The sequence below is a fragment of the Sphingomonas sp. genome (genome assembly GCF_035714405.1).
Classification (GTDB): Bacteria; Pseudomonadota; Alphaproteobacteria; order Sphingomonadales; family Sphingomonadaceae; genus Sphingomonas.
Genome location: NZ_DASTMA010000018.1, coordinates 183,520 through 207,104, shown reverse-complemented (window position 1 = coordinate 207,104; position 23,585 = coordinate 183,520). Strand labels below are relative to the sequence as shown.

At 68.4% G+C, this 23,585-nt stretch carries 28 protein-coding genes and 1 tRNA gene; 13 read left to right on the top strand and 16 right to left on the bottom strand.

Annotation, left to right across the window (positions count from 1 at the left end; all coding sequences use genetic code 11):
• Positions 1–89: 89 nt before the first annotated feature.
• The gene (locus VFQ64_RS07905; protein WP_325102751.1) at positions 90–1,076 is read left to right on the top strand and encodes an SDR family oxidoreductase; all 987 of its coding nucleotides are present in this window, start codon (positions 90–92) and stop codon (positions 1,074–1,076) included.
• Positions 1,077–1,115: 39 nt separating this feature from the next.
• Here the strand turns inward: VFQ64_RS07905 and glmS are convergent, their stop codons facing one another.
• The 8 genes from glmS to VFQ64_RS07865 form a co-directional block, all read right to left on the bottom strand.
• A complete protein-coding gene (gene glmS, locus VFQ64_RS07900) occupies positions 1,116–2,954 on the bottom strand; it encodes a glutamine--fructose-6-phosphate transaminase (isomerizing) (protein ID WP_325102750.1) in 1,839 nt (612 codons plus the stop codon).
• A 15-nt stretch (positions 2,955–2,969) separates the two neighbouring features.
• On the bottom strand, positions 2,970–3,335 hold the full coding sequence (locus tag VFQ64_RS07895; protein ID WP_325102749.1) for a type II toxin-antitoxin system VapC family toxin: 366 nt from the start codon (positions 3,333–3,335) through the stop codon (positions 2,970–2,972).
• A gap of 3 nt (positions 3,336–3,338) precedes the next feature.
• Complete coding sequence (locus VFQ64_RS07890; RefSeq protein ID WP_325102748.1) at positions 3,339–3,575, bottom strand: CopG family transcriptional regulator; 237 nt, start codon at positions 3,573–3,575, stop codon at positions 3,339–3,341.
• A 31-nt stretch (positions 3,576–3,606) separates the two neighbouring features.
• Complete coding sequence (gene glmU, locus VFQ64_RS07885; protein WP_325102747.1) at positions 3,607–4,953, bottom strand: bifunctional UDP-N-acetylglucosamine diphosphorylase/glucosamine-1-phosphate N-acetyltransferase GlmU; 1,347 nt, start codon at positions 4,951–4,953, stop codon at positions 3,607–3,609.
• A gap of 77 nt (positions 4,954–5,030) precedes the next feature.
• The gene (locus VFQ64_RS07880) at positions 5,031–6,071 is read right to left on the bottom strand and encodes a nucleotidyltransferase family protein (protein WP_325102746.1); all 1,041 of its coding nucleotides are present in this window, start codon (positions 6,069–6,071) and stop codon (positions 5,031–5,033) included.
• Positions 6,056–6,910, bottom strand: a complete 855-nt coding sequence (locus VFQ64_RS07875) for an HprK-related kinase A (RefSeq protein WP_325102745.1) — start codon at positions 6,908–6,910, stop codon at positions 6,056–6,058. The genes VFQ64_RS07880 and VFQ64_RS07875 overlap by 16 nt, the downstream gene beginning before the upstream one ends.
• Positions 6,907–7,176 (bottom strand): HPr-rel-A system PqqD family peptide chaperone, encoded by a 270-nt coding sequence (locus VFQ64_RS07870; protein ID WP_325102744.1) that lies wholly within the window; start codon positions 7,174–7,176, stop codon positions 6,907–6,909. The genes VFQ64_RS07875 and VFQ64_RS07870 overlap by 4 nt, the downstream gene beginning before the upstream one ends.
• A gap of 5 nt (positions 7,177–7,181) precedes the next feature.
• On the bottom strand, positions 7,182–7,589 hold the full coding sequence (locus tag VFQ64_RS07865) for a hypothetical protein (RefSeq protein WP_325102743.1): 408 nt from the start codon (positions 7,587–7,589) through the stop codon (positions 7,182–7,184).
• Positions 7,590–7,685: 96 nt separating this feature from the next.
• On the opposite strand from VFQ64_RS07865, the gene VFQ64_RS07860 reads away from it, so the two are divergent.
• The 6 genes from VFQ64_RS07860 to VFQ64_RS07835 all read left to right on the top strand — a co-directional run bounded on the left by VFQ64_RS07860 (position 7,686) and on the right by VFQ64_RS07835 (position 14,399).
• The gene (locus VFQ64_RS07860) at positions 7,686–8,801 is read left to right on the top strand and encodes an ATP-binding protein (protein ID WP_325102742.1); all 1,116 of its coding nucleotides are present in this window, start codon (positions 7,686–7,688) and stop codon (positions 8,799–8,801) included.
• A gap of 85 nt (positions 8,802–8,886) precedes the next feature.
• Positions 8,887–9,579 carry a phosphate regulon transcriptional regulator PhoB gene (gene phoB, locus VFQ64_RS07855; RefSeq protein WP_325102741.1) on the top strand — a complete coding sequence of 231 codons (693 nt, stop codon included), beginning with the start codon at positions 8,887–8,889 and terminating at the stop codon, positions 9,577–9,579.
• Positions 9,580–9,672: 93 nt separating this feature from the next.
• A complete protein-coding gene (locus VFQ64_RS07850; protein ID WP_325102740.1) occupies positions 9,673–10,179 on the top strand; it encodes a hypothetical protein in 507 nt (168 codons plus the stop codon).
• A 68-nt stretch (positions 10,180–10,247) separates the two neighbouring features.
• Positions 10,248–11,147 carry an SDR family NAD(P)-dependent oxidoreductase gene (locus tag VFQ64_RS07845; protein WP_325102739.1) on the top strand — a complete coding sequence of 300 codons (900 nt, stop codon included), beginning with the start codon at positions 10,248–10,250 and terminating at the stop codon, positions 11,145–11,147.
• Positions 11,148–11,189: 42 nt separating this feature from the next.
• A complete protein-coding gene (locus tag VFQ64_RS07840) occupies positions 11,190–13,172 on the top strand; it encodes a hypothetical protein (protein ID WP_325102738.1) in 1,983 nt (660 codons plus the stop codon).
• Between the two features lie 156 nt (positions 13,173–13,328).
• A complete protein-coding gene (locus tag VFQ64_RS07835) occupies positions 13,329–14,399 on the top strand; it encodes a hypothetical protein (RefSeq protein ID WP_325102737.1) in 1,071 nt (356 codons plus the stop codon).
• 6 nt (positions 14,400–14,405) lie between these two features.
• On the opposite strand, the gene VFQ64_RS07830 is transcribed toward VFQ64_RS07835, so the two are convergent.
• Positions 14,406–14,744, bottom strand: a complete 339-nt coding sequence (locus VFQ64_RS07830; RefSeq protein WP_325102736.1) for a DUF2794 domain-containing protein — start codon at positions 14,742–14,744, stop codon at positions 14,406–14,408.
• A complete protein-coding gene (epsC, locus tag VFQ64_RS07825) occupies positions 14,744–15,418 on the bottom strand; it encodes a serine O-acetyltransferase EpsC (protein ID WP_325102735.1) in 675 nt (224 codons plus the stop codon). Before epsC ends, VFQ64_RS07830 begins: the two co-directional genes overlap by 1 nt.
• Before the next feature lie 203 nt (positions 15,419–15,621).
• Between epsC and VFQ64_RS07820 the strand changes: the two genes are divergently transcribed.
• Entirely contained in the window at positions 15,622–16,341 is a 720-nt protein-coding gene (locus VFQ64_RS07820) for a sulfite exporter TauE/SafE family protein (RefSeq protein WP_325103414.1), read from the top strand.
• An 81-nt stretch (positions 16,342–16,422) separates the two neighbouring features.
• Here the strand turns inward: VFQ64_RS07820 and VFQ64_RS07815 are convergent, their stop codons facing one another.
• The 3 genes from VFQ64_RS07815 to pgsA are packed head-to-tail and all read right to left on the bottom strand — an operon-like array spanning position 16,423 to position 17,680.
• The gene (locus tag VFQ64_RS07815) at positions 16,423–16,860 is read right to left on the bottom strand and encodes a molybdenum cofactor biosynthesis protein MoaE (RefSeq protein WP_325102734.1); all 438 of its coding nucleotides are present in this window, start codon (positions 16,858–16,860) and stop codon (positions 16,423–16,425) included.
• A complete protein-coding gene (moaD, locus tag VFQ64_RS07810) occupies positions 16,857–17,111 on the bottom strand; it encodes a molybdopterin converting factor subunit 1 (RefSeq protein ID WP_325102733.1) in 255 nt (84 codons plus the stop codon). The genes VFQ64_RS07815 and moaD overlap by 4 nt, the downstream gene beginning before the upstream one ends.
• A 2-nt stretch (positions 17,112–17,113) precedes the next feature.
• Positions 17,114–17,680: a CDP-diacylglycerol--glycerol-3-phosphate 3-phosphatidyltransferase gene (gene pgsA / locus VFQ64_RS07805; protein WP_325102732.1), complete on the bottom strand. Its 567-nt coding sequence runs from the start codon at positions 17,678–17,680 to the stop codon at positions 17,114–17,116.
• Positions 17,681–17,790: 110 nt separating this feature from the next.
• Between pgsA and VFQ64_RS07800 the strand changes: the two genes are divergently transcribed.
• Entirely contained in the window at positions 17,791–19,101 is a 1,311-nt protein-coding gene (locus tag VFQ64_RS07800; protein WP_325102731.1) for an MFS transporter, read from the top strand.
• On the opposite strand, the gene VFQ64_RS07795 is transcribed toward VFQ64_RS07800, so the two are convergent.
• Positions 19,098–19,265 carry a hypothetical protein gene (locus VFQ64_RS07795; RefSeq protein WP_325102730.1) on the bottom strand — a complete coding sequence of 56 codons (168 nt, stop codon included), beginning with the start codon at positions 19,263–19,265 and terminating at the stop codon, positions 19,098–19,100. The two genes, VFQ64_RS07800 and VFQ64_RS07795, sit on opposite strands and share 4 nt — an antisense overlap.
• A gap of 144 nt (positions 19,266–19,409) precedes the next feature.
• Here VFQ64_RS07795 and VFQ64_RS07790 point away from each other — a divergent pair, with 144 nt between their 5' ends.
• Complete coding sequence (locus VFQ64_RS07790) at positions 19,410–19,988, top strand: isochorismatase family cysteine hydrolase (RefSeq protein ID WP_325102729.1); 579 nt, start codon at positions 19,410–19,412, stop codon at positions 19,986–19,988.
• Positions 19,985–20,839 carry a glutamine amidotransferase-related protein gene (locus VFQ64_RS07785; RefSeq protein WP_325102728.1) on the top strand — a complete coding sequence of 285 codons (855 nt, stop codon included), beginning with the start codon at positions 19,985–19,987 and terminating at the stop codon, positions 20,837–20,839. The genes VFQ64_RS07790 and VFQ64_RS07785 overlap by 4 nt, the downstream gene beginning before the upstream one ends.
• Positions 20,840–20,960: 121 nt before the next feature.
• Here VFQ64_RS07785 and VFQ64_RS07780 read toward each other — a convergent pair.
• Positions 20,961–21,036 (bottom strand) — tRNA-Ala (locus VFQ64_RS07780).
• 89 nt (positions 21,037–21,125) lie between these two features.
• A complete protein-coding gene (locus VFQ64_RS07775) occupies positions 21,126–21,449 on the bottom strand; it encodes a TIGR02300 family protein (RefSeq protein ID WP_325102727.1) in 324 nt (107 codons plus the stop codon).
• 103 nt (positions 21,450–21,552) lie between these two features.
• Here VFQ64_RS07775 and aroA point away from each other — a divergent pair, with 103 nt between their 5' ends.
• Both aroA and cmk read left to right on the top strand, forming a co-directional pair.
• A complete protein-coding gene (gene aroA, locus VFQ64_RS07770) occupies positions 21,553–22,899 on the top strand; it encodes a 3-phosphoshikimate 1-carboxyvinyltransferase (RefSeq protein ID WP_325102726.1) in 1,347 nt (448 codons plus the stop codon).
• Positions 22,896–23,516: a (d)CMP kinase gene (cmk, locus tag VFQ64_RS07765; protein WP_325102725.1), complete on the top strand. Its 621-nt coding sequence runs from the start codon at positions 22,896–22,898 to the stop codon at positions 23,514–23,516. Before aroA ends, cmk begins: the two co-directional genes overlap by 4 nt.
• Positions 23,517–23,585: the final 69 nt, after the last annotated feature.

Genomic DNA, 23,585 nt, shown 5'->3' with positions numbered 1-23,585 from the left:
ATGTTGTGGCCGATGCCGATCGCGATGCCAAGGCGGCACCAATCGCGGCCCATCGCGTTCACCCGCCAGACAATTCCGGGAGCGCCGCCATGACGTCAGACACCACCCGCCGTACGGTCCTGGGAGGCGCCGCCCTCGGCGTCGCCGCGGCAGCGGCCCCCACGCTCGCGCAAGGGAATGCCGGTGCCGTGCCGATGCGCGATCCCCGCACCGCCTACACCACCGAGCGCTTTCCCGAGCAGCGCCAGCCCTGGCCGGCGCTGCAATCCAAGATGACGCCGCGGCCGGACTGCGGCGAGGTCAGCTACACCGGCTCGGGCAAGCTCACCGGGCGGCGCGCGCTGATCACTGGCGGCGATTCCGGCATCGGCCGCGCCGCCGCCATCGCCTATGCCCGCGAAGGCGCGGACGTCGCGATCAACTATTATCCGACAGAAGAGCCCGACGCGCGCGAGGTGGTGGATCTGATCCGCCGGGCCGGGCGCAAGGCGGTGGCGATCCCCATGGATCTGCGCAGCGAGGACGGCTGCAAGACGATCGTCGCGCGTGCCGTCGCTGGGCTCGGCGGGCTGGACATCCTGGTCAACAACGCCGCCTATCAGCAGTCGAAGAAGACCATCTTCGAGGTGCCGGACGAGGAATTCGATCGCACCTTCAAGACCAACATCTACGCGCCCTTCCGTCTTTCCAAGGCCGCGATCCCGCACCTGAAGCCCGGCGCGTCGATCATCAACGTCGGCTCCGTCAACTCCTTCGATCCTGAGGAGGAGCTGCTCGCTTATGCCTCGACCAAGGGTGCCATCCACATCTTCACCCGCGCGCTGGCGAAGCAGCTCGCCAAGCAGGGCATCCGCGTCAATATGATCGCGCCCGGTCCGTTCTGGACGCCGCTCCAGGTCGCGGGCGGACAGCTGCCGGGCAAGATGGGCGAGTTCGGCCACGATCCCGATCGGCCCCTGCAGCGCGCCGGTCAACCTGCGGAGATCGCGGCGCTGTTCGTCACGCTGGCTTCGGATGAGACCACATATACCACCGGCTCCACCTTCGGCGCGAATGGCGGCAAAGGCATGCCGTGATGTTCAAACAGCTCGTGGAAGTCACGCGGTAGGCGGCTGTTATTCCACCGTAACGCTCTTCGCCAAGTTGCGTGGCTGGTCGACGTCCGTGCCCTTGGCGACGGCGACGTGATAGGCCAACAGCTGGACGGGAACGGCATAGACGAGCGGTGCGATCAGCGGGTGCGCCTCGGGCATCTCGATCGTCGCGAGACAATCGTGACCGGCGGCGGCGATGCCCCTGGCGTCGCTGATCAGCACCACCTTGCCGCCGCGCGCCTGCACTTCCTGCATGTTGCTGACGGTTTTTTCGAACAACGGCCCGGACGGCGCGATGACGATCACCGGCACGGCTTCGTCGATCAGCGCGATCGGCCCGTGCTTCATCTCGCCCGCGGCATAACCTTCGGCGTGGATGTAACTGATTTCCTTCAATTTCAGCGCACCTTCCAGGGCGAGCGGATAGTCGGTGCCACGCCCCAGATAAAGGACGTCACGCGCGCCGGCGACGCTCGGCGCCATCGCGGCAATCTCCTCGTCGTGCGACAGTGCGGCATTGAGCGCGGCCGGCGCCTCGGCCAGATGCTCGACGATCTCGCGCTCCTGCTCGGGCGTCAGCCGGCCTTTGGCGCGCGCGAAATTGGCGGCGAGCGCGGCCAGCACCGCGAGCTGGCAAGTGAAGGCCTTGGTGCTGGCGACGCCGATCTCCGGCCCGGCATGGGTCGGCAGCAACAGGTCCGCCTCGCGCGCCATCGTGCTGGTGGGCACGTTGACCACCGCCGCGATCTTTTGCCCCTCCGCCTGCGCATGACGCATCGCCGCCAGCGTATCGGCCGTTTCGCCCGACTGGCTGATGACGATCATCAGCCCGCCATCCTCCATCACCGGCGCGCGATAGCGGAACTCGGATGCGACATCGAGGTCGACGGGAACGCGCGCGAACTGCTCGAACCAGTATTTCGCGACCATGCCGGCATAGAAGCTCGTCCCGCAGGCAACGATCGTCACCCGCCCGACCGCGGCGAGGTCGAAATCATCAGGGATCGGCAGCGTCACCCGCTCCTCGAGCCGCTGCAGATAAGATTTCAGCGTCTGCGCGACGACAATCGGCTGCTCGTAGATCTCCTTCAGCATGAAGTGGCGATGATTGCCCTTGCTGATCAGTTCGCCGGTCACGCCCGAGTTGACGACAGCGCGTTCGACGGGACGATTCTCGCTATCGTAAATGGCGGCGCCGTCTCGGGTCAGCACCACCCAGTCGCCCTCGTCGAGATAGGCGATCCGCTGCGTCAGCGGCGCCAGCGCCAGCGCATCGGAGCCCAGGTAGAGCTCGTCGCCTTCGTCGTCCGCGCCATACCCGACCACCAGGGGGGAGCCGAGCCGCGCGCCGATCAGCAGGTCCGGATGCGCCCGGAACAGAATGGCGAGGGCGAAGGCGCCGCGCAGCTGTGGCAGCACCGCGCGCACGGCGGCGACTGGATCGTCGCCGGCCTCCACCCGCTCGCTGACCAGGTGCGCCACGACCTCCGTGTCCGTCTGGCTGGTGAACACGCGTCCGCGCGCCTCTAGCGCCTCGCGCAGCGGCTTGAAGTTCTCGATGATGCCGTTGTGCACTACCGCCACATGCTCGGTCGCATGCGGGTGCGCGTTCTCGGTGGTCGGCCCGCCATGCGTCGCCCAGCGGGTATGCGCGATGCCGGTCGCGCCGGACAGCGGGTGGCGACCGAGCTCGGCGGCTAGGTTCTTCAGCTTGCCCGACGCGCGCCGCCGGTCGATCGCGCCGCCATGGACGGTGGCGATCCCGGCGGAGTCATAGCCGCGATATTCAAGCCGCTTGAGCCCTTCGAGCAGACGCTCCGCCACGTCTTCCTGGCCGAGAATACCGACGATGCCGCACATGTGAACGCCTCGAAGCTATAGGGTGTAAGGTACACGAATACCGGGCATTTGCGCCGGGAAATCGCGGGTGTTGCGAGTGACGAGGATGGCGCCGTTCACCTGCGCCGTAGCGAGGATGTAGGCGTCCATCAGCTTCATGCGCATGCGGTGGCGAACATCCGCCGCAGCGACGGCGATCCGCTCATCCACCTCGACCACCTCAAACGGCAGCAGCAGCGCACGGACACCCTGGCGCCGCGCAGGCGGCTCGCCCGCAAGCACCTCTGTCCAGACGACCCGGCTGATGCGATGACCGGCATATCGCGACAGCTCCGCCTGCGCCTCGGGACGATCAAGCAACCAGTCGATCAGGATGTTCGTGTCGAAGAAGGGATGTGCCACGCGCTACGACAGCGGGTCACGGCTGTTGCGCACCCTTTCCTGATAGGCGAGCCCATCGCCGACATCAGTCCGGTGCTTCCAATACCCCGCACCCTTCGCGATCCAGTCGTTGCGCGTGCGATCGCGGACATGATTGCTCAATGCGTCGCGCACCTCCGCGGCGCGCGACCGCTTGTTCTGCTGCGCCAAGGCGTCGAGACTGGCGATCACGTCGTCGGGGATGTCGATCAGGGTCCGCATTCGGTTTTTGATATCATACCTATATATCATGTCAATCGTCGTTGCGTTTGCGGGCACTCATCACGTCCCGGAACCGCTTCGCCCAACCCGGCTTCGCCTTTTGTGGTGGGCGGACCAGAGCCAGCGCGTCCGGTTCCACATCCTGCGTCACCACGCTGCCGGCGCCGACGATCGCGCCGCCACCAATCGTGACAGGTGCGACCAGGGCGGAGTTGGAGCCGATAAAGGCACCTGCGCCGATCTTCGTACGGTATTTGAAGAAGCCGTCGTAATTGCAGGTGATCGTGCCCGCACCGATGTTCGCGCCCGCACCGATCTCGGCATCGCCCAGATAGCTCAAGTGGCTCGCCTTGGCGCCCTCGCCCAGCGTCGCCTTTTTGACCTCGACGAAATTGCCCACCTTGGCCTTACGTCCCAGCACCGCGCCCGGGCGCAGGCGGGCATAGGGACCGACTTCGGCGCCCTCTCCAATGGTGGCGCCCTCGAGATGGCTGAAGGCGCGGATGACCGCGCCCTCCGCCACCGCAACGCCGGGGCCGAAGACCACGTTCGGTTCGATCAGCACGTCGCGGCCGAGCACCGTGTCGTGCGCGAACCACACCGTTTCGGGCGCGACCAGCGACACCCCGTCGGCCATGGCCTGCAACCGCCGTTCGACCTGCCAGGCCGCTTCCACCGCCGCCAGTTCCGCGCGGCTGTTGACGCCGGCGACCTCGTTTGCGGCCGTTTCGATCACGGCCGAGGGGCGCTCGGCGTGCATGACGATGTCGGGCAGATAATATTCACCCGCGGCATTATCGTTGCCGACCCGCGCCAGCAGCGCGAACAGGTCGTCGGCGCGCGCGGCCATCAAGCCGGAATTGCAAAGTGTTACGGCCCGTTCTTCGGACGAGGCATCCTTGAACTCGACCATGCGCTGGATTCGCCCCTCGGTGGTGGCGATCACCCGCCCATAAGCGGCGGGATCGGTGGGGCGGAAGCCTAGGACCACCGTCGCCGGCGCGTCGGGCGCATGCAGCCGCTCGATCATCCGTCGCATCGTCGATGCTGTTACCAGCGGCACGTCACCGTAAAGGATCAGCACGTCGCCCGCAAAACCGGTCAGTGCCGCCTCGGCCTGCCGCACCGCGTGGCCGGTGCCCAGCTGCTCACCCTGCAACGCCGTCGTCGCGCCCGTCGCCGCCAGGGCCGCATCGACCTGATCCCGACCGGCGCCGGTCACCACGACGGTGCGCTCGGGCGCCAGCTCGCGCGCGGTGTGAAGAAGATGGAGCAACATCGGCCGCCCGCCCAGCGGATGGAGCACCTTGTGCAGGTCCGACTTCATCCGTGTGCCCTTGCCGGCGGCAAGGATGATGACTGCGAGAGCGTTGGTCATGGCGACGCTGCTGCCACGAAGTGGTTGCCAAAACCATAGTGGCAGGGGTGCCGACTCGCGGCCGCGCTCAGTCAATCCTACGCGCCATCCCGACGCCGCCACTTGGTCCACAAGTGACGCGCCAACATCGCCGGTGGCATGCGCAGCCAGTGCGAGCGGGCATAGAAGATCGCCCGCGTCACCGGGCGCGCCGCCCTGCCCCAATCGTCGCGAGCGAGCAGCCGGCGCAGGAACAGCCGGTCTGCACGACTCCAGCGCGGGTCGATCAGGAGCGGTGAGGTGTAAGGCGGAACGGGCGTACCGTAGAGCGCCTGCGTCAGCCGCAGCGCCCGCAGCACTGCAGGGCCGAGTTGAAGGAAGAAGGCTTCCTCCACGACGCTGAGATAGAAATCCTCCTGCCGATCGGCGAACTCGCGGCACAGCCGGTCGATATCCCAAAGGTTGCGCAAGCCCCCGGCGAGATCGCCATCCGCAAAGAGATGCGCCGCGGCGTGGACCACCATGTGCTCGGGCGAGAGCGCCGACAGCCCGCCGCCCAGCTCAACCGCATTCGCGATCAGTACCGCCGGATCCGGTTTCGCCTGCGCGGTCAGCGGCAGGATGGTGTGGTGGACATCGGCCATGCGGTCGCGCTCGCGGTGGATCAGCGGCGGCAGCTCGTGCATCCAACGGCGGTAATAGGCATCGTCATAGGGATCGGGCTTAACCCACTCCCACCCGTTCGCGAGCAGCGCCGCCTCGGCGGCGTCGAGCCGATCGCGCGGCACCAGCAGGTCGAGGTCGCCGATGCTCCGCCCCTGCCCGGCCATCAGCCCGGCGGCGGCATAGGCCGTGCCCTTGAGCAGCACGACCGACACCTGCAGCGGTGCGAGCGCGCGGCGCGCCATCTCCGCTTCCCACAACGCTGTGCGACGCTCATGTTCGGCCCAGCGTTTCGCGTCGGCGAGGATGCCGGCGACCGAGTCCGGCACCGGCAGTCCGTCGAGCCGATGCGCCAGCGTTCCGAGCAACTGCTCGGCTCGCGCGACGGTGAGCATCCCCGTCCAGCTCGCGCCGTCCAGCGCCGCGATGCTGCCTGGCCCGGCGAGCGCCCGGACCAGGCTCAGAGCGCCGCGCACAGATCCTCCACCGCCCGCACACCGGTAACACCGTCGGGGTAATCGACCGCGATAGCAGGGACTTGCCGGACGAAGCTCGTCAACGCCAAGAACCCCAACTCGGCCAGGTTGACATAGTTGGTCGAAGCCTGGGTCAACCGCACGAACGCTTCGCTCGGCAGCATCCGGCGGGTCGCGAAGGCGGCGCCGAACCGCGGGAAGAGCAACAGGGCGGGACGTGCCGGTACATCGGCCAATACCCGCGAACGCGCGTCGGGCACCAGATGCCGGATGTCGCCCTTGGGCGTCGCGCGCAGCCATGGGCCCCAGGTCGCGTCCGGGATCGCCGCCGCGACCGCCGCGACGCTTTCGTTCTTGAGGCTGACGAGGCGCGGATGCGGGTGCAGCAGCCCGGTGTCGGGCGCCAGCATCGCGAACTCGTCGCCGAGCAACCGCCAGCCTTGCCCCATCAGCAACGCCGCCAGCGTCGACTTGCCCGCGCCGGATTCGCCGGTCATCACCACCGCGCGCCCGTCGCGCTCGACCACCGATGCGTGGAGCAGCAGATGCCTGCGCCAGCCGAGCGCCACCTGCAGGTTCATCGCCATCTCGGCCGCGAGCAGCCCCTGTGCGAGCGGCAGCGGCACCGCACCCGGCAGCGTCAGATCGCCGCCGATCGCGACCTGCGGCCGCAGCCACCGGCGCCAGGGCCGCGGCGCGGCCAGCCGCACGGTGAAGTCGGGCACGTCCGCTGCAGGATACCCGGCGTATAACGCTCGCAACTGCGCCGGGGGCTCCGCCCGGTCGCTGCCGATCCGGAACCCCACCGGTCCCACCTTCAGGCTATGCGCATGCCTCATGCGACAGCGACAAGGCCTGCCGCCACCAACTCCTCCAACCGCGCCTCCAGCACCGCATCATCGCCGTCGGCCAGGTCGAACATCGCCTCCAGCCGCGCCCGCAGCGCCGCCAGCGTCAGCCCTTCGCCCGCCAACGCCTCCAGGAGCTGCGGCGCGGGCTCCACCAGCAGATGGGTGCTGCCGGACGGCCGGTGATAAAGGGCGGTGAAGGGCTCGAGCTCAACCGCGACCCACGCCTCGGTCGGCGCGGCGCGATAGGTGGTCACGGCTGTCAGCCGCGCGGCATCTGCAACGAGGCGAAGCAGGTGAAGCCGCCCTGCCCACGCTGGAGCCGGCGGATATAGTTGAGATAGGCCTGGTTCGCCTCGCGAGTCGTGCCCGGCAGCTGCTGCGCACCGGAGAGCGCGCGCTTGACCTCCTCCCCCCTGAACGCGCGCCCTGGCGGCGCGAACGCACCCGGCGTACCCGAGGCGACCGTCGCGCCGTCGGGGGCGATGTAGCTGCCGGCGCGGGCCGGATCGGGCACCGGGATCTCGCAGGCCAGCACCGACCCGGCGGTCTGCGCCAGCGCCGGTCGGATCGACAGCACCGCGCTGGCGCCGACCGCGCCCAGCATCAGCGCACGGCGGCCCAGGGCGGGCGACGTGCTGGTCTTTTCGGGCGTGCCGTCGTCGCTCATCTCGTTACCCTTTACGGCGCAGCTGTTTCACAAAGCTGAAGGGTGGGCAAGGCGCGTGCTGGTCGCCGCACGGACGCTGGTGTAGCGCAGCGGGACATGCGACTCGATCAACGATGGCCCGCCATGGTGCTGGGTGCGGCAAGCATTGCGGCGGGCGTCGCCGCGCTGGCGCTCACCCGGCGGCGGTCGGACCTGCCCATACCGGTTCAGCCGGGCGGCCCCGCGCTCGCGGACGTGCTGGACGCCGTCGCGGAGCCCGTGCTGCTGGTCGAGGGCGTCACCGTGACGCTAGCGAACCGCGCCGCGACGACCGTAATGGGCGCGCAGATCGTCGGCCAGGACGTGCGCGAGGCGATCCCCCACCCTGCCGCCGCCGAACTGCTGAGCGATCTCGATCTCGGCGGCGATGGCGCGCCGGTGGAGCTGAAGGGCTTGGGCCCGCTCAACCAGCGTTGGCAGATGCGGGTCAATGCGATCGGCGGCGGGCGGCGGCTCGTCCACCTGATCGACCAGACCGAGAGCCACGCGGCCGAGCGGATGCGCGTCGATTTCGTCGCCAACGCCAGTCACGAGCTCCGTACCCCGTTGGCGGCCGTGCGAGGGTTCATCGAAACGCTGGAGGACGCAGGTGATGATGCGGAAACACGCGCGCGTTTCCTGTCGATCATGGGCGCGGAGGCGCTCAGGATGCAGCGGCTGGTCGAGGATCTGATCTCGCTGTCGCGGATCGAGGCGGAGAAATACCGGCTACCCAGCGACGAGGTCGACATGGTGGACCTCGCCGAAGACGTGCATGCCGAGCTGGTCGCCGCCGGGGCGGGACGCGGCCGTGACGTCATCCTGTCGCTCGACGCCGACGTGCCAAAGGTAATCGGCGACCGCGCGCAGCTTTCGCAAGTGATGCACAACCTGGTCAGTAACGCGATGAAGTACGGGCGCGAAGGCACGCCGGTCGAGATCGCGCTGCGCCGCACCGGCGCCGGCGTCCGCTTCGCCATTTCCGATCAGGGCGAGGGCATCCCGGCCAAGCATATCCCCCGCCTCACCCAGCGCTTCTACCGCGTCGACACGGGCCGCAGCCGCTCGCTGGGCGGCACCGGGCTCGGGCTGGCGATCGTCAAGCATATCGTCGAACGCCATCGTGGCCGGCTTCAGATCACCAGCGAAGTCGGCATCGGCACAACCGTCGCCGTCGTCCTCCCTACTCCGTGAACCAACCTTTGTCATGAAACCGTCACACCGCCGGGCCAGTCCCGGTGCGACCGCAGCCGCGTCTCCGCGGCCAAAGGGATAAGGCATGCCACGGCCTCACATGCTGCTCGTCGAAGACGATCCAGCCATTGCCGAGCTCCTCACCTGGCATTTCCGCCGCGAGGACTTCGAGATCGCGCAGACCGCCGACGGCGAGGAAGCGCTGCTGCTCGCGCGCGAGCGCACCCCGGACATCGTGCTGCTCGACTGGATGGTCGCCGGCCTTTCGGGCCTGGAAGTCTGCCGCCGCCTGCGCCGCACGCCAGAAACCGCCAACGTGCCAATCATCATGCTCACCGCGCGCGGTGAGGAGGAAGACCGGGTGCGCGGACTGGAGACGGGCGCCGACGATTACGTCACCAAGCCTTTCTCGCCGCGCGAGCTGGTGGCGCGGGTCAACGCGGTGCTCCGCCGCGTCCGGCCGGCGTTGGCGGGCGAGGCGCTGACCTATGCCGATCTGGAGATGGACCTCGGCAGCCACAAGGTGAAGCGCGGCGGCGAGACCGTGCCGCTGGGGCCGACGGAGTTCCGTTTGCTTAAGCACTTCCTGGAACATCCCGGCTGGGTGTTCTCGCGCGAACGGCTGCTCGACGCGGTGTGGGGCCACGACGCCGATATCGAGGCGCGCACGGTGGACGTCCATATCCGGCGGCTGCGCAAGGCGATCAACCTCAGCGGCAAGCCAGACATCATCCGCACCGTCCGTTCGGCGGGCTATGCCCTGGACGCGGCGGGCTGAGCGGGGGCCGGGACGCCGCCGAAACAAGCCGGGGTGCTCGCGCGTTAGGGGGATGCGTTCGATCGAGAGCGCTTCCCGTTTCGGAGAACCGCCATGAAATCCTTCCTTCTCGCAGCAGCCGCCGTCATCGCGACCCCGGCCCTGGCGCAGACCGCCCCGACCTCGCCTGCTACGTCGGGCGGCCAGACCACCACCGCGCCGACCACCGGTGCTCCGACCACCAGCGCGCCGAGCACCACTGACCAGATGGCGCCGGCCGGCGCGACTTCGGCGGATCAGGCAGCGCAGCCGCCCGCTCCCGCGAATGACGCCATGCAGTCGACGACGCCGTCGACCACTGCGCAGGCTTCGCCCAACAACATGCCGATGAACGCGGCGCCGAGCGAGGGGTCGGGGGGTTATGCTCCCCAGGGTGGGGCCGCGTCCGGCCCGCCTCCCGCTGGCGCGACGGTGACGTTCCAGCCGGCGCCGTCGCCCGATCAGGCCTATCCGGCGCCCGCGCCGCTCGCCAGCTATCCGATCTGCAAGGCCGGCCAGTTCGATAATTGCATGCAGGCGAGCGATGCCCGCCGGCGCCCGGCTGCCCGCCGCCGGCGCTAAAGCCCGGTTGCACCGTCATCACGGCTGATTAAGGAGGGGCGCTTCTCATCGCAGGAGCGCCCTTTCTCATGTCCATTCGTTTCGACGGCCGCGTCGCCATCGTCACCGGCGCCGGCGGCGGCCTCGGTCGCCAATACGCGCTCGAGCTGGCCCGCCGGGGCGCGAAGGTCGTGGTCAACGACCTCGGCGGCTCGCGCGACGGCACCGGCCATTCCGACGCGGCGCTCAAGGTGGTTGAGGAAATCCAGGCTGCCGGCGGCGAGGCGATGTCCAATGGTGGCAACGTCGCCGAGTACGAGCAGATGGCCGACATGGTCGCCCGCGCGAAGGAGAAGTGGGGCGGCGTCCACGTCCTCATCAACAATGCCGGCGTGCTGCGCGACAAGACCTTTGCGAAGATGGAGCCGGCGGATTTCGAGTTCGTCGTCCGCGTCCACCTGATCGGCTCCGCCTTCGCGACGAAGGCGTGCTGGGACACGTTCCGCGACCAGAATTACGGTCGCGTCCTGATGACCGCCTCGTCGACCGGGCTGTTCGGCAATTTCGGCCAGGCCAATTACGGCGCCGCCAAGATGGGCTTGGCCGGCCTGACCAAGACACTCTACATCGAGGGTGCGAAGAACAACATCCGCGTCAACACGCTCGCGCCGACCGCGGGCACCCGCATGACCGAAGACCTGTTCCCCGCCGAGGCTTTCAAGCTGTTCGCGCCGGAAAAGGTCGTCCCCGCCGCGCTGTTCCTGGTATCGGAGGATGCCCCCACCAACCAGATCGTCGCCAGCGGCGCGGGCGTCACCGGCGCCTCCTATGTGACGCTGACGCCAGGCAAGCTGCTGTCCGGCGACGACCTCTCGCCCGAAGGCATCGCCGCGAACTGGGACGCGATCACCGACCGCAGCGGCGAGATCGTGCCCAAGACGGGCGCCGAGCAGGGAATGATGGCGGCCAAGGCGCTGCAGGGCGGCTGACGGATAACGCGGCCGTAACCTCTTGGCCTCTAGAGCGGCTGCATGCGTATCGCGAAGGCCGATCTCGACGAGTGGAATATCAGTGCGCTGCACGTCGAGCGCGACGGCGCACCACCGTGGACCTTCGTACCGCTCGACGAGGACCGGGTGCAGGTGGTCGAGCCGATCGGCGACGACTACCTGCTGGCCCTCGGCAGCCAGCAACTTGCGGTCTGGCGCATGTCGGACCGATCACTGGTGGTGCGCTGCAAGCCGAATACTTTCTACCCTTACCTCTCGCCATGGTTCTTCGCGTCAAAGCGGCAGTCGCTGTTCCACTTCAGCAGCTTCGCTTCCCAGTTGAGGGAACTGTCGTTCGAAACTGGCGAGACTCGTTTCCATGATCTCGGTGCCTTCAAAGCGCTCTCGGGCGGCGCGATCGATGGCGGCGATGCGATTGCACTACTGGGCGCGACTGGGCCGTTCGACGCCCAGCGCATCGAGATCCTGCGGCTAGACCCAGCGGCGGGCGAGCACGCCGGCGGCTCGCGGTTGCGGCCGGTGCACCTCGATGTGAGCAAGAAGCAGACCTGGCCTTCCGCCTGCAGCCCTGATGGCCGGCTGGTAGCCCGCGTTCATCTGGGCTCGGTCGCCCACGCGCCGGCTGGACGAGGTCGGTCGCTGTTCGGGCTCGGCCGGCCAAGCTTTGCGAACCACCCCGACCTGCAAGCCAATCCTATTCAGGACTGTTACGGCGTCGCGATCGAGCTTTATGAGACTGCGACGGGCCGGCTGACTCACCGGCTACTTGCCGCCTTCCATACTGCGACTGAGTATCAGGAGCTGGTACAACGAAATGGTAGTTGGAGAGAGCAAGGTCAGCTTGCGATGGCCGATTATACCGCTGCCCACGCCCGCAAAGAGGGCGCAGTGCTTACCCCCGAGTGCCTGGTCCGAACTTGGCTGAAGCCGGGCAAGCCATTGTTCCGATCAATCATCGAACGGATGGCGGAGCGCTTTCCGTACGACCGTTGGGACGGCGAGCGACAGGTCGTCTATGCGGGCGACCGTGGCCCTGCAGCCACCAAGGCAGAGCGGGACTTCATCGACTTCCCGTTCGGGTTCTTGACGGACGTCCAACTCGCCTGGCGACATGATGGCGCCGCGCTGACAGTCATGTGTCCGAACGGCCGCGAGCGCGACGTGTACCTCGACGGCAGGGTAACGCCATGGCGCGAAGCGCCTCCCACGATTCGGCAGCGGCAGGTGCCCGAGGCGGCGCTCAAGGCGATGCGCGCCGAGATCCGAGCCAAGGCGAGCATCCCGATCAGGCTGACGGAGCTTGACGTCGCAAGCTGCCGCGCGGCGCTCGACGAGATGGCGCAGCGCATGGCCGCCGGACTGCCGGCACTGCTGTTTCGCGACGTGCTCGACTGGCGGTTTCACCGCGGGCGGCAGCGCTGGAGCGAGCGCCAGTTCTTTGATCACCTGCGCAGCTTTGGCCCTGAGGAGCGGGCAGCCTTGGTCCCGCCGCTCCGCGCGCTGCTGAACAGCTATGGCGAGCAGGCGCGGAAGGTGCGTCCGCAGTCTCATGACATGTTCTTGTCCGGTGTCGGCAGCAAGCATCCCGAGCAATGGAAGGCGGCGCTCAGCGACGCTGCCCTGTATCTGGCCGAGATCGACGCGGGTGCGGGGCCGTTCCTGCGCGGCTGGCTAACATCGATCGACCAGGAGCATGACCAGACCGCTGCCGGCAAGGTGCTGCCCGCCTTCGCGGCAACCTCGCGCTTCGCCGACGAGGACAGCCTTCGGTTCGGCCTCTTCTACGCCCTCCAGCAATGGCAGACGCCCAAGGTGCCGATCGAGAAACTCGGGCTAGTGGCGGCGGCCAAGGCGCAATGCTCGCCCGCCGAATTCTACGCCCTGGTTTTGGAGGAGGCCGCCAGCGCGGGCGGCCCCGACGAGCCTGCCTCGTTCAATAATGTGCGCGCGCTGCTCGGCTCGGGGGAGTGGGACCGGGAGGTGGCCAAGCTGCTGGCGGCGTGATGACCTCGCCCCCGAAGGTATCCCAGCGAACTGGAACGCAATCGACGACCGCACCGGCCAGATCGAGCTCAAGACCGGCTGGGCGCTGCCGGGCGGGTAAACGCTTCCGCAAGCCTTCGGACCTAGCCTTGCGCCGATTGGCGGAAGGCTAGGTCCATGTACGACGACAGCGATCTGGACGCCGCGGTGGCAGCGGGAACGCTGAGCGAACCAGATGTCCAGAAGCTGCGCCGCTTCGTCGCCGCGCGGCGCACAGACCCACCTGCGCTGGGTCGCGACCGTCACTTCCGGTATACCGCGAGCGCCGCGGACCTGCTGCCGACGATAGGCGTGGTGGCCGTGATGATCGGCGTTGCGCTGGTGGCGCAGCCGCTGCTGGGCTCCTGGGGCGCCGCCGCCGTCGCGCTGACGGCGTGGCTGCTCGCCGAGCGATTCGCACCGCGTCGGTTGAGTGTACCGACCACCGTCCTTTTTGTTTTCTTCGCCGTCAGCTGCGCGGTGACGTTGGCCGGCGCGGCGCTGGGCCAGCCGGTGACGCCGGGTATCGCGCCGGGCGGTGGGCTGATCGTGGCGGGCGGGTGCGCGCTTGCGTCCTTCGCATTTTGGAAGCGGTTCCGGCTGCCGTTGGCGATGCCGGCCGCGCTGCTCGCCACGATCACGATCGGCGACCACCTGCTGATGGCGGCGGTGCCAGGCGGACCGTCGGCACTGGTCACCGGCTGGACCCTGGTCGCCGCGCTGGCGATGCTAGTGGCGGCAGTTTGGTGGGATGCAAGCGACGTGTACCGCCAGACGCTGCGGGCCGACGTCGCCTATTGGCTGCACGCGATCGCCGCCTTTCAGCTGATCGCCGCGCTCTTTCGCGGATCTTTCGGCCGGCCTGAAGGTACCGGCTGGGGCCAGCTTTGGGTCGCCACGAGCCAGGTCGGCGTGGGCGCGACCGCGATGGCGTTGGCGATCTGCCTTGGCGCGATCCTCTTGTCGGTGGTATTGGACCGACGCGCGATGGCGGTGTTCGCGTTGTTGTTCACCCTGCGCATGGCGACTCACAGCACGGATGGCGCGGCGGCGGCAGCCATGTTGATCGCGGTGGGCGCGGGCGTTCTTGCGCTCACCTGGCGCTGGACGGCCCTGCGCCGTCTGGTGTTGGCACGGCTGCCCCTGCCCCTGCGCGCGCAATTGCCGCGAAGCGATCCGCAATTCTGGTACGAACGGCCGGTCGCCTGACGGCGATTATTCGACCAGCTTCATCAGCCGCCGCTCCACCGGCGCCAGCACCGGGCCAAGTTCGTGCCCGCGCTTCAGCACCGCGCCGCCCTCGCCGATCAGCGCCCACATGCCCTGCTTGCCGCGCAGCGCAGGCCGCTTCTCGATCCGGAACTCCGGCCGCTCGGCGGCGCGGCGAAAGGCGGCGAACACCGCCGCGTCGCGCCCCAACTCAATCGCGTAATCGCGCCAGTGCCCGGCCGCGACCATCCGGCCGTAGAGGTCGAGGATGCGGGTCATCTCCACCCGCTCGAACCCGATCTGCGTCGCGCGGTTCGGCAGCGGGAACGGAGTCACGATCCCCATTAGGCGCGCTTCTGCTCCTCGTCGGCGATCATCGCGTCGAGCCGCTTGCGCAAGGTCTCCAGCTCGCAGCGCAGCAGCTCGACCTTCTGGGTCTGCGGATCGAACATCTCGGAGCATGGTGTGCCATAGGCGAGGAACCGGGTCTCGCCCTTGCCGCCCTCGACCGTCGTCGGTCGCGCCGGGATCCCCACCATCACCGCGCCCTCCGCCACGTCCTTGGTGACGACCGCATTCGCGCCGACCCGCGCCCGCGCGCCGACGGTGATCGGACCCAGCACCTGCGCACCCGAGCCGACGATCACCCCGTCGCTCAGCGTCGGATGCCGCTTGCCGCGCACGCCGTTGTCGGGGCTCGTCCCGCCCAGCGTCACGCATTGATAGATGGTCACGTCGTCGCCGATCACCGCCGTCTCGCCGATCACGACGAAACCATGATCGATGAAGAAGTTGCGTCCGATCACCGCGCCGGGGTGGATGTCGATCGCGGTCCAGGCGCGCGCCCAGTGGTTGACCATGCGCGCCAGCAGGTACAGCCGGCGCCGGTAGAGCCGGTGCGCGACGCGATGAAAGCCGAGCGCCCAGACGCCCGGATAGGTCAGCACCTCGGCACGGCTGTGCGGCGCGGGATCGCGCGCGCGGATCGAATCGAGATAGGCCCCCAAGCGGCTCGCCATTCGCGGCATTCCTTCACCGTTCAGCCGTCATTTATGTGCGAACGGACCGGATTGCGAGGGGGCGGCATCGCGCGAGCGCGGGCGCCGCATAGCCTATCTTTGTTGTGGGAGATGACGGGGCCGTGCACACAGGCGTGGACTGGCTGAGGCGACCTTGCGTGGACTGGCTGACGAGCATCGACTGGGCGGGACTGCTCCCCTTCATGGCGATCGGCTTCGCCGCGCAGCTGGTCGACGGCGCGCTTGGCATGGCGTTCGGCGTCATTGCCAGCACCCTGATGGTGGGCGCGCTCGGCGTCGCCCCTGCCCGCGCCTCCTCGGCGGTGCATCTGGTCGAGATGTTCACTACCGCCGCCTCGGGCATCAGCCACATCTTGCATCGGAACGTCGATTGGAAGCTGTTCCGCCGCCTCGTCATTCCCGGGGTGATCGGCGGCGTCACCGGCGCGTACCTGTTGTCAATCAGCGGCGACGCGGCTCGACCTTTCGTGATGATCTATCTGACCGGGATCGGCCTGTACCTGCTGTTCCGCGCGTTCGGCATCCCGCCCGAACGCCGGGAGCCGAAGGTGGTGGCGCCGCTCGGGCTGGTCGGCGGTTTCCTCGACGCGGCGGGCGGGGGCGGGTGGGGGCCGGTGGTCACCTCCAACCTGCTGATCCAGGGCGCCAATCCGCGCCTGACCATCGGAACCGTCAACACCGCCGAATTCGTGCTCACCACCGTCATCTCGATCACTTTCGTGCTGACGCTCGGCTGGCAGGCATTCACCCAAGCGACGGTGGGCGTGCTGATCGGCGGCGTCGCGGCGGCGCCGCTGGGGGCGCTGCTGGTCAAGCGTGTGCAGCCACGGCTGCTCCTCGGCGTCGTCGGTGCGGTGCTGACGCTGACCAGCGCCTGGTCGGTGTGGCAGGCCCTGACCTGATCCGGAACGCCGCCACCGTGCGATCGCCGCAAGTGAGGCCTGGACTTTCCAAGCTCCTGCAGCCCCGGAGCATGATCGCGTTCACCCCCACCGCTCCGCCGCAGCGTCGTCGCTCTCGCGCGCCTCGACCCATCGTGCCACCCCGCCCCGGGTCTCGCGCTTCCAGAACGGCGCCTGCGTCTTCAGCCGGTCGATCAGGAAAGCGCAGGCCTCCAGCGCCGCCGCGCGGTGCGGCGCCGCGGTCGCCACGAACACGATGCGCTCACCCGGCCGCATCGGCCCAACGCGGTGGACCACGGTCGCAGCCAGCAGCTCCCAGCGCTGCGTGGCTTGTTCGGCGAGCGCGCGCAGCGCCGCCTCGGTGGAACCCGGATAGTGCTCCAGCTCGAGCAGCTCGACCGCGTCGTCCGCCCGCACGAGCCCGGTAAAGGTCGCGACCGCACCCGCCCCCGCCAACTCGGCGTGTTCAAGCTCGGCCGCCAAGTCGATCGGCGCCGCCTGAACCGAGATGCGGATCACCCGCCCGTCACCGGCGGGAACAGCGCCACCTCGCCCGGCTGGCCCAGCTCGGCGTCGAGCGCCACGAAGCACCCGTCGACCGCCGCGCGCAGCCGCTCGCGATCCGCAAAGGCGGCCCGGTGCGTCGGGCTCAGCGTGGCGAGCCAGTCGACCAGGGCGGATACGGTGGCGATGTCGGGCGGAACGTCGAGCAGCTCCTCTCCCGCTCCCACCGCCTCACGCACGGAGGCGAAGTAGAGCACCCGCAGCATGGTCAATCCATGTGCTTCAAACCGACGCGCAGATAATCCCAGCCGGTGATCAGCGTCAGCACCGCCGCCGCCCACAGGGTTCCCAGCCCGATCTGCTTGATCGACGCCACTTCGGGAAGGGCGCCGGCAAGGATCAGCGCGCCGAGCGACACGAGCTGGAACGTCGTCTTCCACTTCGCCAGCCGCGATACGGGGACCGATACCTGGATGCCGCCCAGGAACTCGCGCAGGCCGCTCACCGCGATCTCGCGCAGCAGGATGACCAGTGCCGCGATCAGGTGGATGCCGGTGATGATCGCGCGATCCTCGAAGCGGGTGCCGACAAGCATCAGGATGACGGCCGCGACCATGATCTTGTCGGCGATCGGGTCGAGGAACACCCCCAGCCGCGACACCGCGCCCTGCGCGCGCGCCAGGTAGCCGTCGAAATAATCGGTGAGGCCCATCAGGCAGTAAAGGACGAAGGCCGCGAGATACCCCGCCTCCCATTGCGGCCACCACAGCAGGGCGACCAGCAGCGGCAGCGCCACGATCCGCGACAGGGTCAGCAGGTTGGGGAGCGTCAGCATCGCCGATCTGCATACCCCGCCTGGCGGCGGGGGCAAAGCCCGACGGTTGGCGGACGCGAGCGGCTCGGCTAAACGACCGGGATGTTGCCGTGTTCGAGGGTCGTTCCTTCATGCTGAATGCCCTCGGTCTGCTCAAGCAGCGCCGGTTCCTGCCGCTGTTCACCACTCAGTTTCTAGGCGCCTTCAACGACAATCTGTTCAAGACCTCGATGGTCCTGTTCGCAACTTATCAGATCTTCAACGACGAGCGGCAGGAAGGGTTCTTCAACGCGCTAGTCGCCGGGCTGTTCGTGCTGCCTTTCTTCCTCTTCTCGGCGCTCGCGGGCCAGCTGGCGGATACGACCGACAAGACGCGGATCATCCGGGTGGTGAAGCTGGCGGAGATCGGCATCATGGCGGTCGGCTGCGTCGGGCTCGCCTTGGGTGCGACGGGTGCGGTGACCATGCCGATCGCGCTGATGCTGGTGGCGGTGGTGGGCCTTGCTTTCCACTCGACCTTTTTCGGCCCGATTAAATATGCGATCCTGCCGCAGCATCTGGAGGACGACGACGTGCTCGGCGGCACCGGTCTGGTCGAGGCGGGGACGTACCTGTCGATCCTGATGGGCACGATCGTCGCGGGCGTGGTCTATGATGAAACCTGGCTGGTCGCCGGACTGACGATGCTGGTCGCGATCGTCGGCTACCTGGCCGCACGCCAGATCCCGCCGGCGCCACGGCTCGGGCCGGCGCTCAAGCTCGACTGGAACCCGTTCACGGCGTCGTGGCGGCTGATCTCGGCGACCATGCACATCCGCCGCCTGTTCCTGGCGATCCTGGCAATCTCCTTCTTCTGGACGATAGGATCGGTGCTGATCATCGCCTTTCCGCCCCTGGTGAAGAACGTGCTGACCGCGCAAGCTTCGGTCGCAAGCCTGGTGCTGGGCGTGTTCTCGATCGGTGTCGCGATCGGATCGGTGGTCATCAACCTGCTGCTGAAGGGCGACATCTCGGCGCGCTACTCGCCCGTATCGGTGATCGCGATGGCGGCGGCGGTGATCGGGCTGTGGCTGTCGGTGCGGCTATGGACGCCGGCGCCGGCAGGACGGCTCTACGGTGTCGCCGAGTTCATCGCGCAGCCCGAGGCGATCCCGGTGGTCGCGTCGCTGCTGGCGGTGGCGATCTTCGGCGGCATGTTCGTGGTGCCGCTCTATGCCTTCCTGACCACGACCGTGCCCAAGGACCAGACCGCGCGCACGGTGGCGGCGAACAACGTCGTCAATTCGGGCGCGATGACGATCGGGTCGGTCGTGGTCGCGGCGATCATGGCGATGGGCGTTACCGCGTCGCAGCTGTTGATCCTCGTCGCCGCCATGTGCCTGGTTGCCGCCTGGATCGCGCAGCGCCTCCACCGCGCCTGCGACGGACCGCTGACCTGCTAAAGCAGGAACGTGTAAAAGCAGGTAAAGAAAGCGGCGAAGCTGAGCAGGAACAGCTTCCAATCGCTGTCGTCCTTGTGCGCCGGAAGCGCGACGACCGGCGGCGGCAGGGACCGGCGGAACGGGTGCCGGGCGGCTTCATGAGTGGTGACGAGGCGTCTGGTCATGGCGAAGGCGTTAACGTCTCGTTTACGATTTCGACCAGCCACAAAGAGGGTTAAGGCCCTTGTGTACCGCTTCGGGACAGCGAAAACGGGTTAACGCGGGGCAAGCCTGCCGGAACCCATGCCCCGCCCGGACGCTGAGCCGCGATGCCCGACGACTCTCCTGGTGCCGGCGCGCTGCTCATCATCGACATGATCAACCGGCTGGATTTTGCTGGCGGCGAGGCGCTGTTGCGGGCGGCTGCGGCGGCGGGGGAGCGGATCCTGTCCTTGCGCGAACAGGCGAGCGCGGCGGGGGTGCCGGTCATCTACGTCAACGACAATCACGGCGATTGGCACGAGGACCGCGCCGCGGTCGTCGCCAAGGCGACCGAAGCGGACTGTCCCGGCCGCGCGCTCTCGCGACGTCTGGCTCCGCGCGACGAGGACTTCTTCGTGATGAAGCCGCAATTCTCGGGCTTCTACACGACCAACTTACCCGCCATTCTGCCCAGGCTCGGGGTTCGTCGCTTGGTGCTGACCGGCATCGCTGCCGATATCTGCGTGCTGTTCACTGCCGCCGACGCGCACATGCGCGAGTACGACCTGTGGGTGCCCGCCGACGCGGTGGGCAGCGAGGACCGGCAGCGCACCGGCTGGGCGCTCGACATCATGGCCAGGAGCATGAAGGCCGACATCCGCCCGACGACCGACCTGCGGCTGACCGATTGGCTGGCGCGGGCGTGAGGTTCCTGATCGCGGACAGCGAGGATGCGGGCGCGCGCGACAAGCGGCGCGCCAGCGTCGGTCAAAGCGCGGGCGAGAGCCTGGTCACTTTTCTGCGCGACCTGGAACCTGCGGCGGAAGCTTTGCTGACCACCTCCGCCGATGCGGACACCCCTCCCTGGAGCGCGGAACCACTCGCGGCGTTCGACGCGGTGTTCCTCAGCGGCTCGCCGCTCCATGTCTATGAGGAGAGCGCCGAGGCGAAACGTCAGATCGCCTTCATGCGCGCGGTGTTCGCGTCGGGCACGCCGTCCTTCGGCTCGTGCGCCGGACTGCAGGTGGCGGTGGCGGCGGCCGGCGGCGCGGTCCGTCCGATGGAGAAGCGGCGCGAGGCCGGCTTTGCCCGCCGTATCGTCGCGACGGAAGCCGGACGCGACCACCCCCTGCTGCGTGGCCGACCCGCGACCTGGGACGCGCCGACGCTGCACGGCGACGAGGTCGACCGGCTACCCGAAGGCGCGACCCTGCTCGCGACCAACCGCTCGGCGACAGTGCAAGCGGCGGAGATCCGCCACAATCGCGGCGTGTTCTGGGGCGTGCAATACCACCCGGAGCTGAACCTTATTGAGATCGCCGCGGCGCTGCGTCGCGATGTTGCGATGCTGATGGAGGATGGGCTGGTCCGCTCCGCAACCGACGCCGGCGCCCATGCGGACCTGATCGCGACGCTCGGCCACGATCCGACCCGCGTTGACCTGTCGTGGCGGCTGGGGGTGGATGAGCAGGTGGTGGACCCCGCCCATCGCAGCCGCGAGGTGCGCAACTTCGTCGATCATCTGGTGCGGCCGACGATGGCGACGCGGGGGAGGTGATGAGGGTGGAAGGGCCGCGGCAAAGCCGCGTCCTAAGGTCCAACGGGTCGACCTTGCCCCCCGTCGGCCGCGCTTGCCGCTCTGCGGATTAGCAGGGCTAATCCGTCTGGCGGCTGCGCGGTGGTGGAGCCGTGGGGGATCGAACCCCAGACCTTCGCAATGCCATCGCGACGCTCTCCCAGCTGAGCTACGGCCCCATTTCCGCCCGGGAAACGCGCCCCTAACGGAGGCGCGTCGGGAAGGCAAGCGGCGCGATGCCGCCTGCCCTCACCTCAATGCCTCGACCTCAATGCTCGTCTTCGTTGGTCCCGGTCTCGACGCCCAGATCGTCGTCACCGCCCAGATCAACTTCGTCGTCCGCACTCGGCTCCTCGTCCTCGCCCGTGATCGCGGCGATATCCTCCTCGCCGCCTTCCAGATCGGCGTCTGGCGTCTTGTCCGCGGCCTTGACCGCCTCGAACGCCATCGGCTGCTTGGACTTGAGGATCGGCTCCGGGTTCCAGGCATAGCTGCACTCGATGCAGGTGACCGGCTCGTCCTTCGCAAGATCGTAGAAACGCGTCGCGCATTTCGGGCACGTGCGTTTCGTGCCCCATTCCGGCTTGATCATGCCGTGTCGTGCCTTTCGGATTTTGATCGTCGGCCGTGTTGCCCGGCCGACGTGGCGCGCGCCTTGCCATAGCGAGACCCCCCTGTCAAAAGCCGCGCCCTCGATGCACCCGGACACGCCCCGCCCTTTTCAGATCACGCCCGGCGGCGCGCTGCGGGGCCGGATCACCGTGCCGGGCGACAAGTCGATCAGCCATCGCGCGGTGATGTTCGGCAGCCTTGCGGTCGGCGAGAGCCGCGTCGAGGGCTTGCTGGAGGGCGAGGACGTGCTGGCTACCGCCGCCGCGATGCAGGCGATGGGCGCGACCGTAAAACGTGACGAAGACGGCGTCTGGCGCATCCACGGCGTCGGCGTCGGCGGCTTGCTCCAACCCGACCGTGCGCTGGAGATGGGCAATTCGGGCACGTCCACCCGCCTGCTGATGGGCCTGGTCGCCTCGCATCCGATTACCGCCACCTTCACCGGCGACGCCAGCCTGTCGCGCCGGCCAATGGCGCGGGTCATCGAGCCGCTGTCCCGCATGGGTGCGGACATCACCGCCAGCCCCGGAGGCCGCATGCCGCTGATGGTGCGCGGCCTCTGCCCCGCCGTGCCGATCGCGTACCACCTTCCCGTCGCCTCCGCGCAGGTCAAGTCGGCGGTGCTGCTCGCCGGCCTCAACACGCCGGGCATCACCCGCGTGATCGAGCCGGTGCCGACCCGCGACCACAGCGAGCGAATGCTGCGCGGCTTCGGCGCCGAGCTGACGGTGGAGCCCGGCCATTACGGCGCCGTCATCAGCCTGACCGGCGAAGCGGAGCTCAAGCCGCAGCATATCGTCGTCCCCGGCGACCCCTCGTCGGCCGCCTTCTGGACGGTGGCGGCGCTGGTCGTGCCCGGCTCTGACCTTTCGATCGCCAACGTCCTGCTTAACCCGACCCGCGCCGGCATCTACCAGGCACTGCGGATGATGGGGGGCGACATCACCGTCGAGAACGAGCGCGAGGTCGGCGGCGAGCGGGTCGGCGACCTGCGCGTGCGCCACTCAGCCTTGACCGCCATCGACGTGCCGCCCGAACTCGCGCCGAGCATGATCGACGAGTACCCCGCCCTCTTCGTCGCCGCCGCCTTTGCGCAAGGCCGCACCGTCGCGCGCGGCGCGCACGAGCTCCGCGTCAAGGAATCGGACCGGATCGCAACCATGGCTACGGCTCTGGGCACCGCGGGCGTCGCCGTCACCGAGCATGAGGACGGCCTCACCATCCAGGGCACCGGTGGCGAGCCCCTGCCCGGCGGCGGCCGCATCGCGACGCAGCTCGACCACCGTATCGCCATGAGCATGGCGGTCGCGAGCTTGTACGCCACGCGCCCGATCATGATCGACGACGTTCGCCCGATCGCAACCAGCTACCCGGATTTCCTCCACACCATGACGCGTCTCGGCGCGTCCCCAACTTGGCTGAACGCATGATCATCGCCGTCGACGGACCCGCGGCCTCGGGCAAGGGCACGGTGGCCAAGGCGCTCGCTCGCCACTACCGGCTCCCGCACCTGGACACCGGGCTGCTCTATCGCGCGGTCGCCGCGACGGTACGCCGTCTGGAGCTCGACCCGACGCAGGAGGCGGACTCGGTCGCCGCCTGCGACTTCGACGAGTTGACGCTGGCCGATCCGGTGCTGCGCACCGACGAGGTCGGGCAGCTCGCCTCGATCGTCTCCGCTCATCCACTGGTCCGCGCCGCTCTGCTCGCGCGCCAGAAGCGGTTCGCGCATCAGCCCGGCGGCGCGGTGCTCGACGGCCGCGACATCGGCACGGTGATCGCGCCGGACGCGACCGCAAAACTGTTCGTCAAGGCGACCCCGCAGATCCGCGCCCGTCGCCGCCACGCCGAGCTGCAGGGCCACGGCTCGACGCTCAGCTTCGACAAGGTGCTCGCCGACATCCGCGCCCGCGACGCCCGTGACAGCGGCCGCTCGACCGCGCCGCTGGTGATGGCCAACGACGCGATGCTGCTCGACACCAGCTTCCTGTCGATCGAGGCCAGCGTGGAAAAGGCGATTGCGCTGGTGGAGGGACGGTTGCGCTGACGGCGGCTGACGCCCGACAGCGCGCGGTCCTGCCGCAGGGAAACTGACGCCCTCGACCCGGTCGAAGAC

What these genes read in the sequence shown, in the direction of transcription:
- VFQ64_RS07850 (WP_325102740.1), top strand. Translation starts at nt 9,673, where the DNA reads ATGAAATCCTTCCTTCTCGCAGCAGCCGCCGTCATCGCGACCCCGGCC.
- VFQ64_RS07840 (WP_325102738.1), top strand. Translation starts at nt 11,190, where the DNA reads ATGCGTATCGCGAAGGCCGATCTCGACGAGTGGAATATCAGTGCGCTG.
- VFQ64_RS07835 (WP_325102737.1), top strand. Translation starts at nt 13,329, where the DNA reads ATGTACGACGACAGCGATCTGGACGCCGCGGTGGCAGCGGGAACGCTG.
- moaD (WP_325102733.1), bottom strand. Translation starts at nt 17,111, where the DNA reads ATGCTGCGGGTGCTCTACTTCGCCTCCGTGCGTGAGGCGGTGGGAGCG.
- VFQ64_RS07775 (WP_325102727.1), bottom strand. Translation starts at nt 21,449, where the DNA reads ATGATCAAGCCGGAATGGGGCACGAAACGCACGTGCCCGAAATGCGCG.
- glmU (WP_325102747.1), bottom strand. Translation starts at nt 4,953, where the DNA reads ATGACCAACGCTCTCGCAGTCATCATCCTTGCCGCCGGCAAGGGCACA.
- VFQ64_RS07845 (WP_325102739.1), top strand. Translation starts at nt 10,248, where the DNA reads ATGTCCATTCGTTTCGACGGCCGCGTCGCCATCGTCACCGGCGCCGGC.
- glmS (WP_325102750.1), bottom strand. Translation starts at nt 2,954, where the DNA reads ATGTGCGGCATCGTCGGTATTCTCGGCCAGGAAGACGTGGCGGAGCGT.
- phoB (WP_325102741.1), top strand. Translation starts at nt 8,887, where the DNA reads ATGCCACGGCCTCACATGCTGCTCGTCGAAGACGATCCAGCCATTGCC.
- pgsA (WP_325102732.1), bottom strand. Translation starts at nt 17,680, where the DNA reads ATGCTGACGCTCCCCAACCTGCTGACCCTGTCGCGGATCGTGGCGCTG.
- VFQ64_RS07890 (WP_325102748.1), bottom strand. Translation starts at nt 3,575, where the DNA reads ATGCGGACCCTGATCGACATCCCCGACGACGTGATCGCCAGTCTCGAC.
- aroA (WP_325102726.1), top strand. Translation starts at nt 21,553, where the DNA reads ATGCACCCGGACACGCCCCGCCCTTTTCAGATCACGCCCGGCGGCGCG.
- VFQ64_RS07865 (WP_325102743.1), bottom strand. Translation starts at nt 7,589, where the DNA reads ATGAGCGACGACGGCACGCCCGAAAAGACCAGCACGTCGCCCGCCCTG.
- epsC (WP_325102735.1), bottom strand. Translation starts at nt 15,418, where the DNA reads ATGGCGAGCCGCTTGGGGGCCTATCTCGATTCGATCCGCGCGCGCGAT.
- cmk (WP_325102725.1), top strand. Translation starts at nt 22,896, where the DNA reads ATGATCATCGCCGTCGACGGACCCGCGGCCTCGGGCAAGGGCACGGTG.
- VFQ64_RS07875 (WP_325102745.1), bottom strand. Translation starts at nt 6,910, where the DNA reads ATGAGGCATGCGCATAGCCTGAAGGTGGGACCGGTGGGGTTCCGGATC.
- VFQ64_RS07795 (WP_325102730.1), bottom strand. Translation starts at nt 19,265, where the DNA reads ATGACCAGACGCCTCGTCACCACTCATGAAGCCGCCCGGCACCCGTTC.
- VFQ64_RS07830 (WP_325102736.1), bottom strand. Translation starts at nt 14,744, where the DNA reads ATGGGGATCGTGACTCCGTTCCCGCTGCCGAACCGCGCGACGCAGATC.
- VFQ64_RS07790 (WP_325102729.1), top strand. Translation starts at nt 19,410, where the DNA reads ATGCCCGACGACTCTCCTGGTGCCGGCGCGCTGCTCATCATCGACATG.
- VFQ64_RS07820 (WP_325103414.1), top strand. Translation starts at nt 15,622, where the DNA reads ATGGCGATCGGCTTCGCCGCGCAGCTGGTCGACGGCGCGCTTGGCATG.
- VFQ64_RS07800 (WP_325102731.1), top strand. Translation starts at nt 17,791, where the DNA reads ATGCTGAATGCCCTCGGTCTGCTCAAGCAGCGCCGGTTCCTGCCGCTG.
- VFQ64_RS07860 (WP_325102742.1), top strand. Translation starts at nt 7,686, where the DNA reads ATGCGACTCGATCAACGATGGCCCGCCATGGTGCTGGGTGCGGCAAGC.
- VFQ64_RS07905 (WP_325102751.1), top strand. Translation starts at nt 90, where the DNA reads ATGACGTCAGACACCACCCGCCGTACGGTCCTGGGAGGCGCCGCCCTC.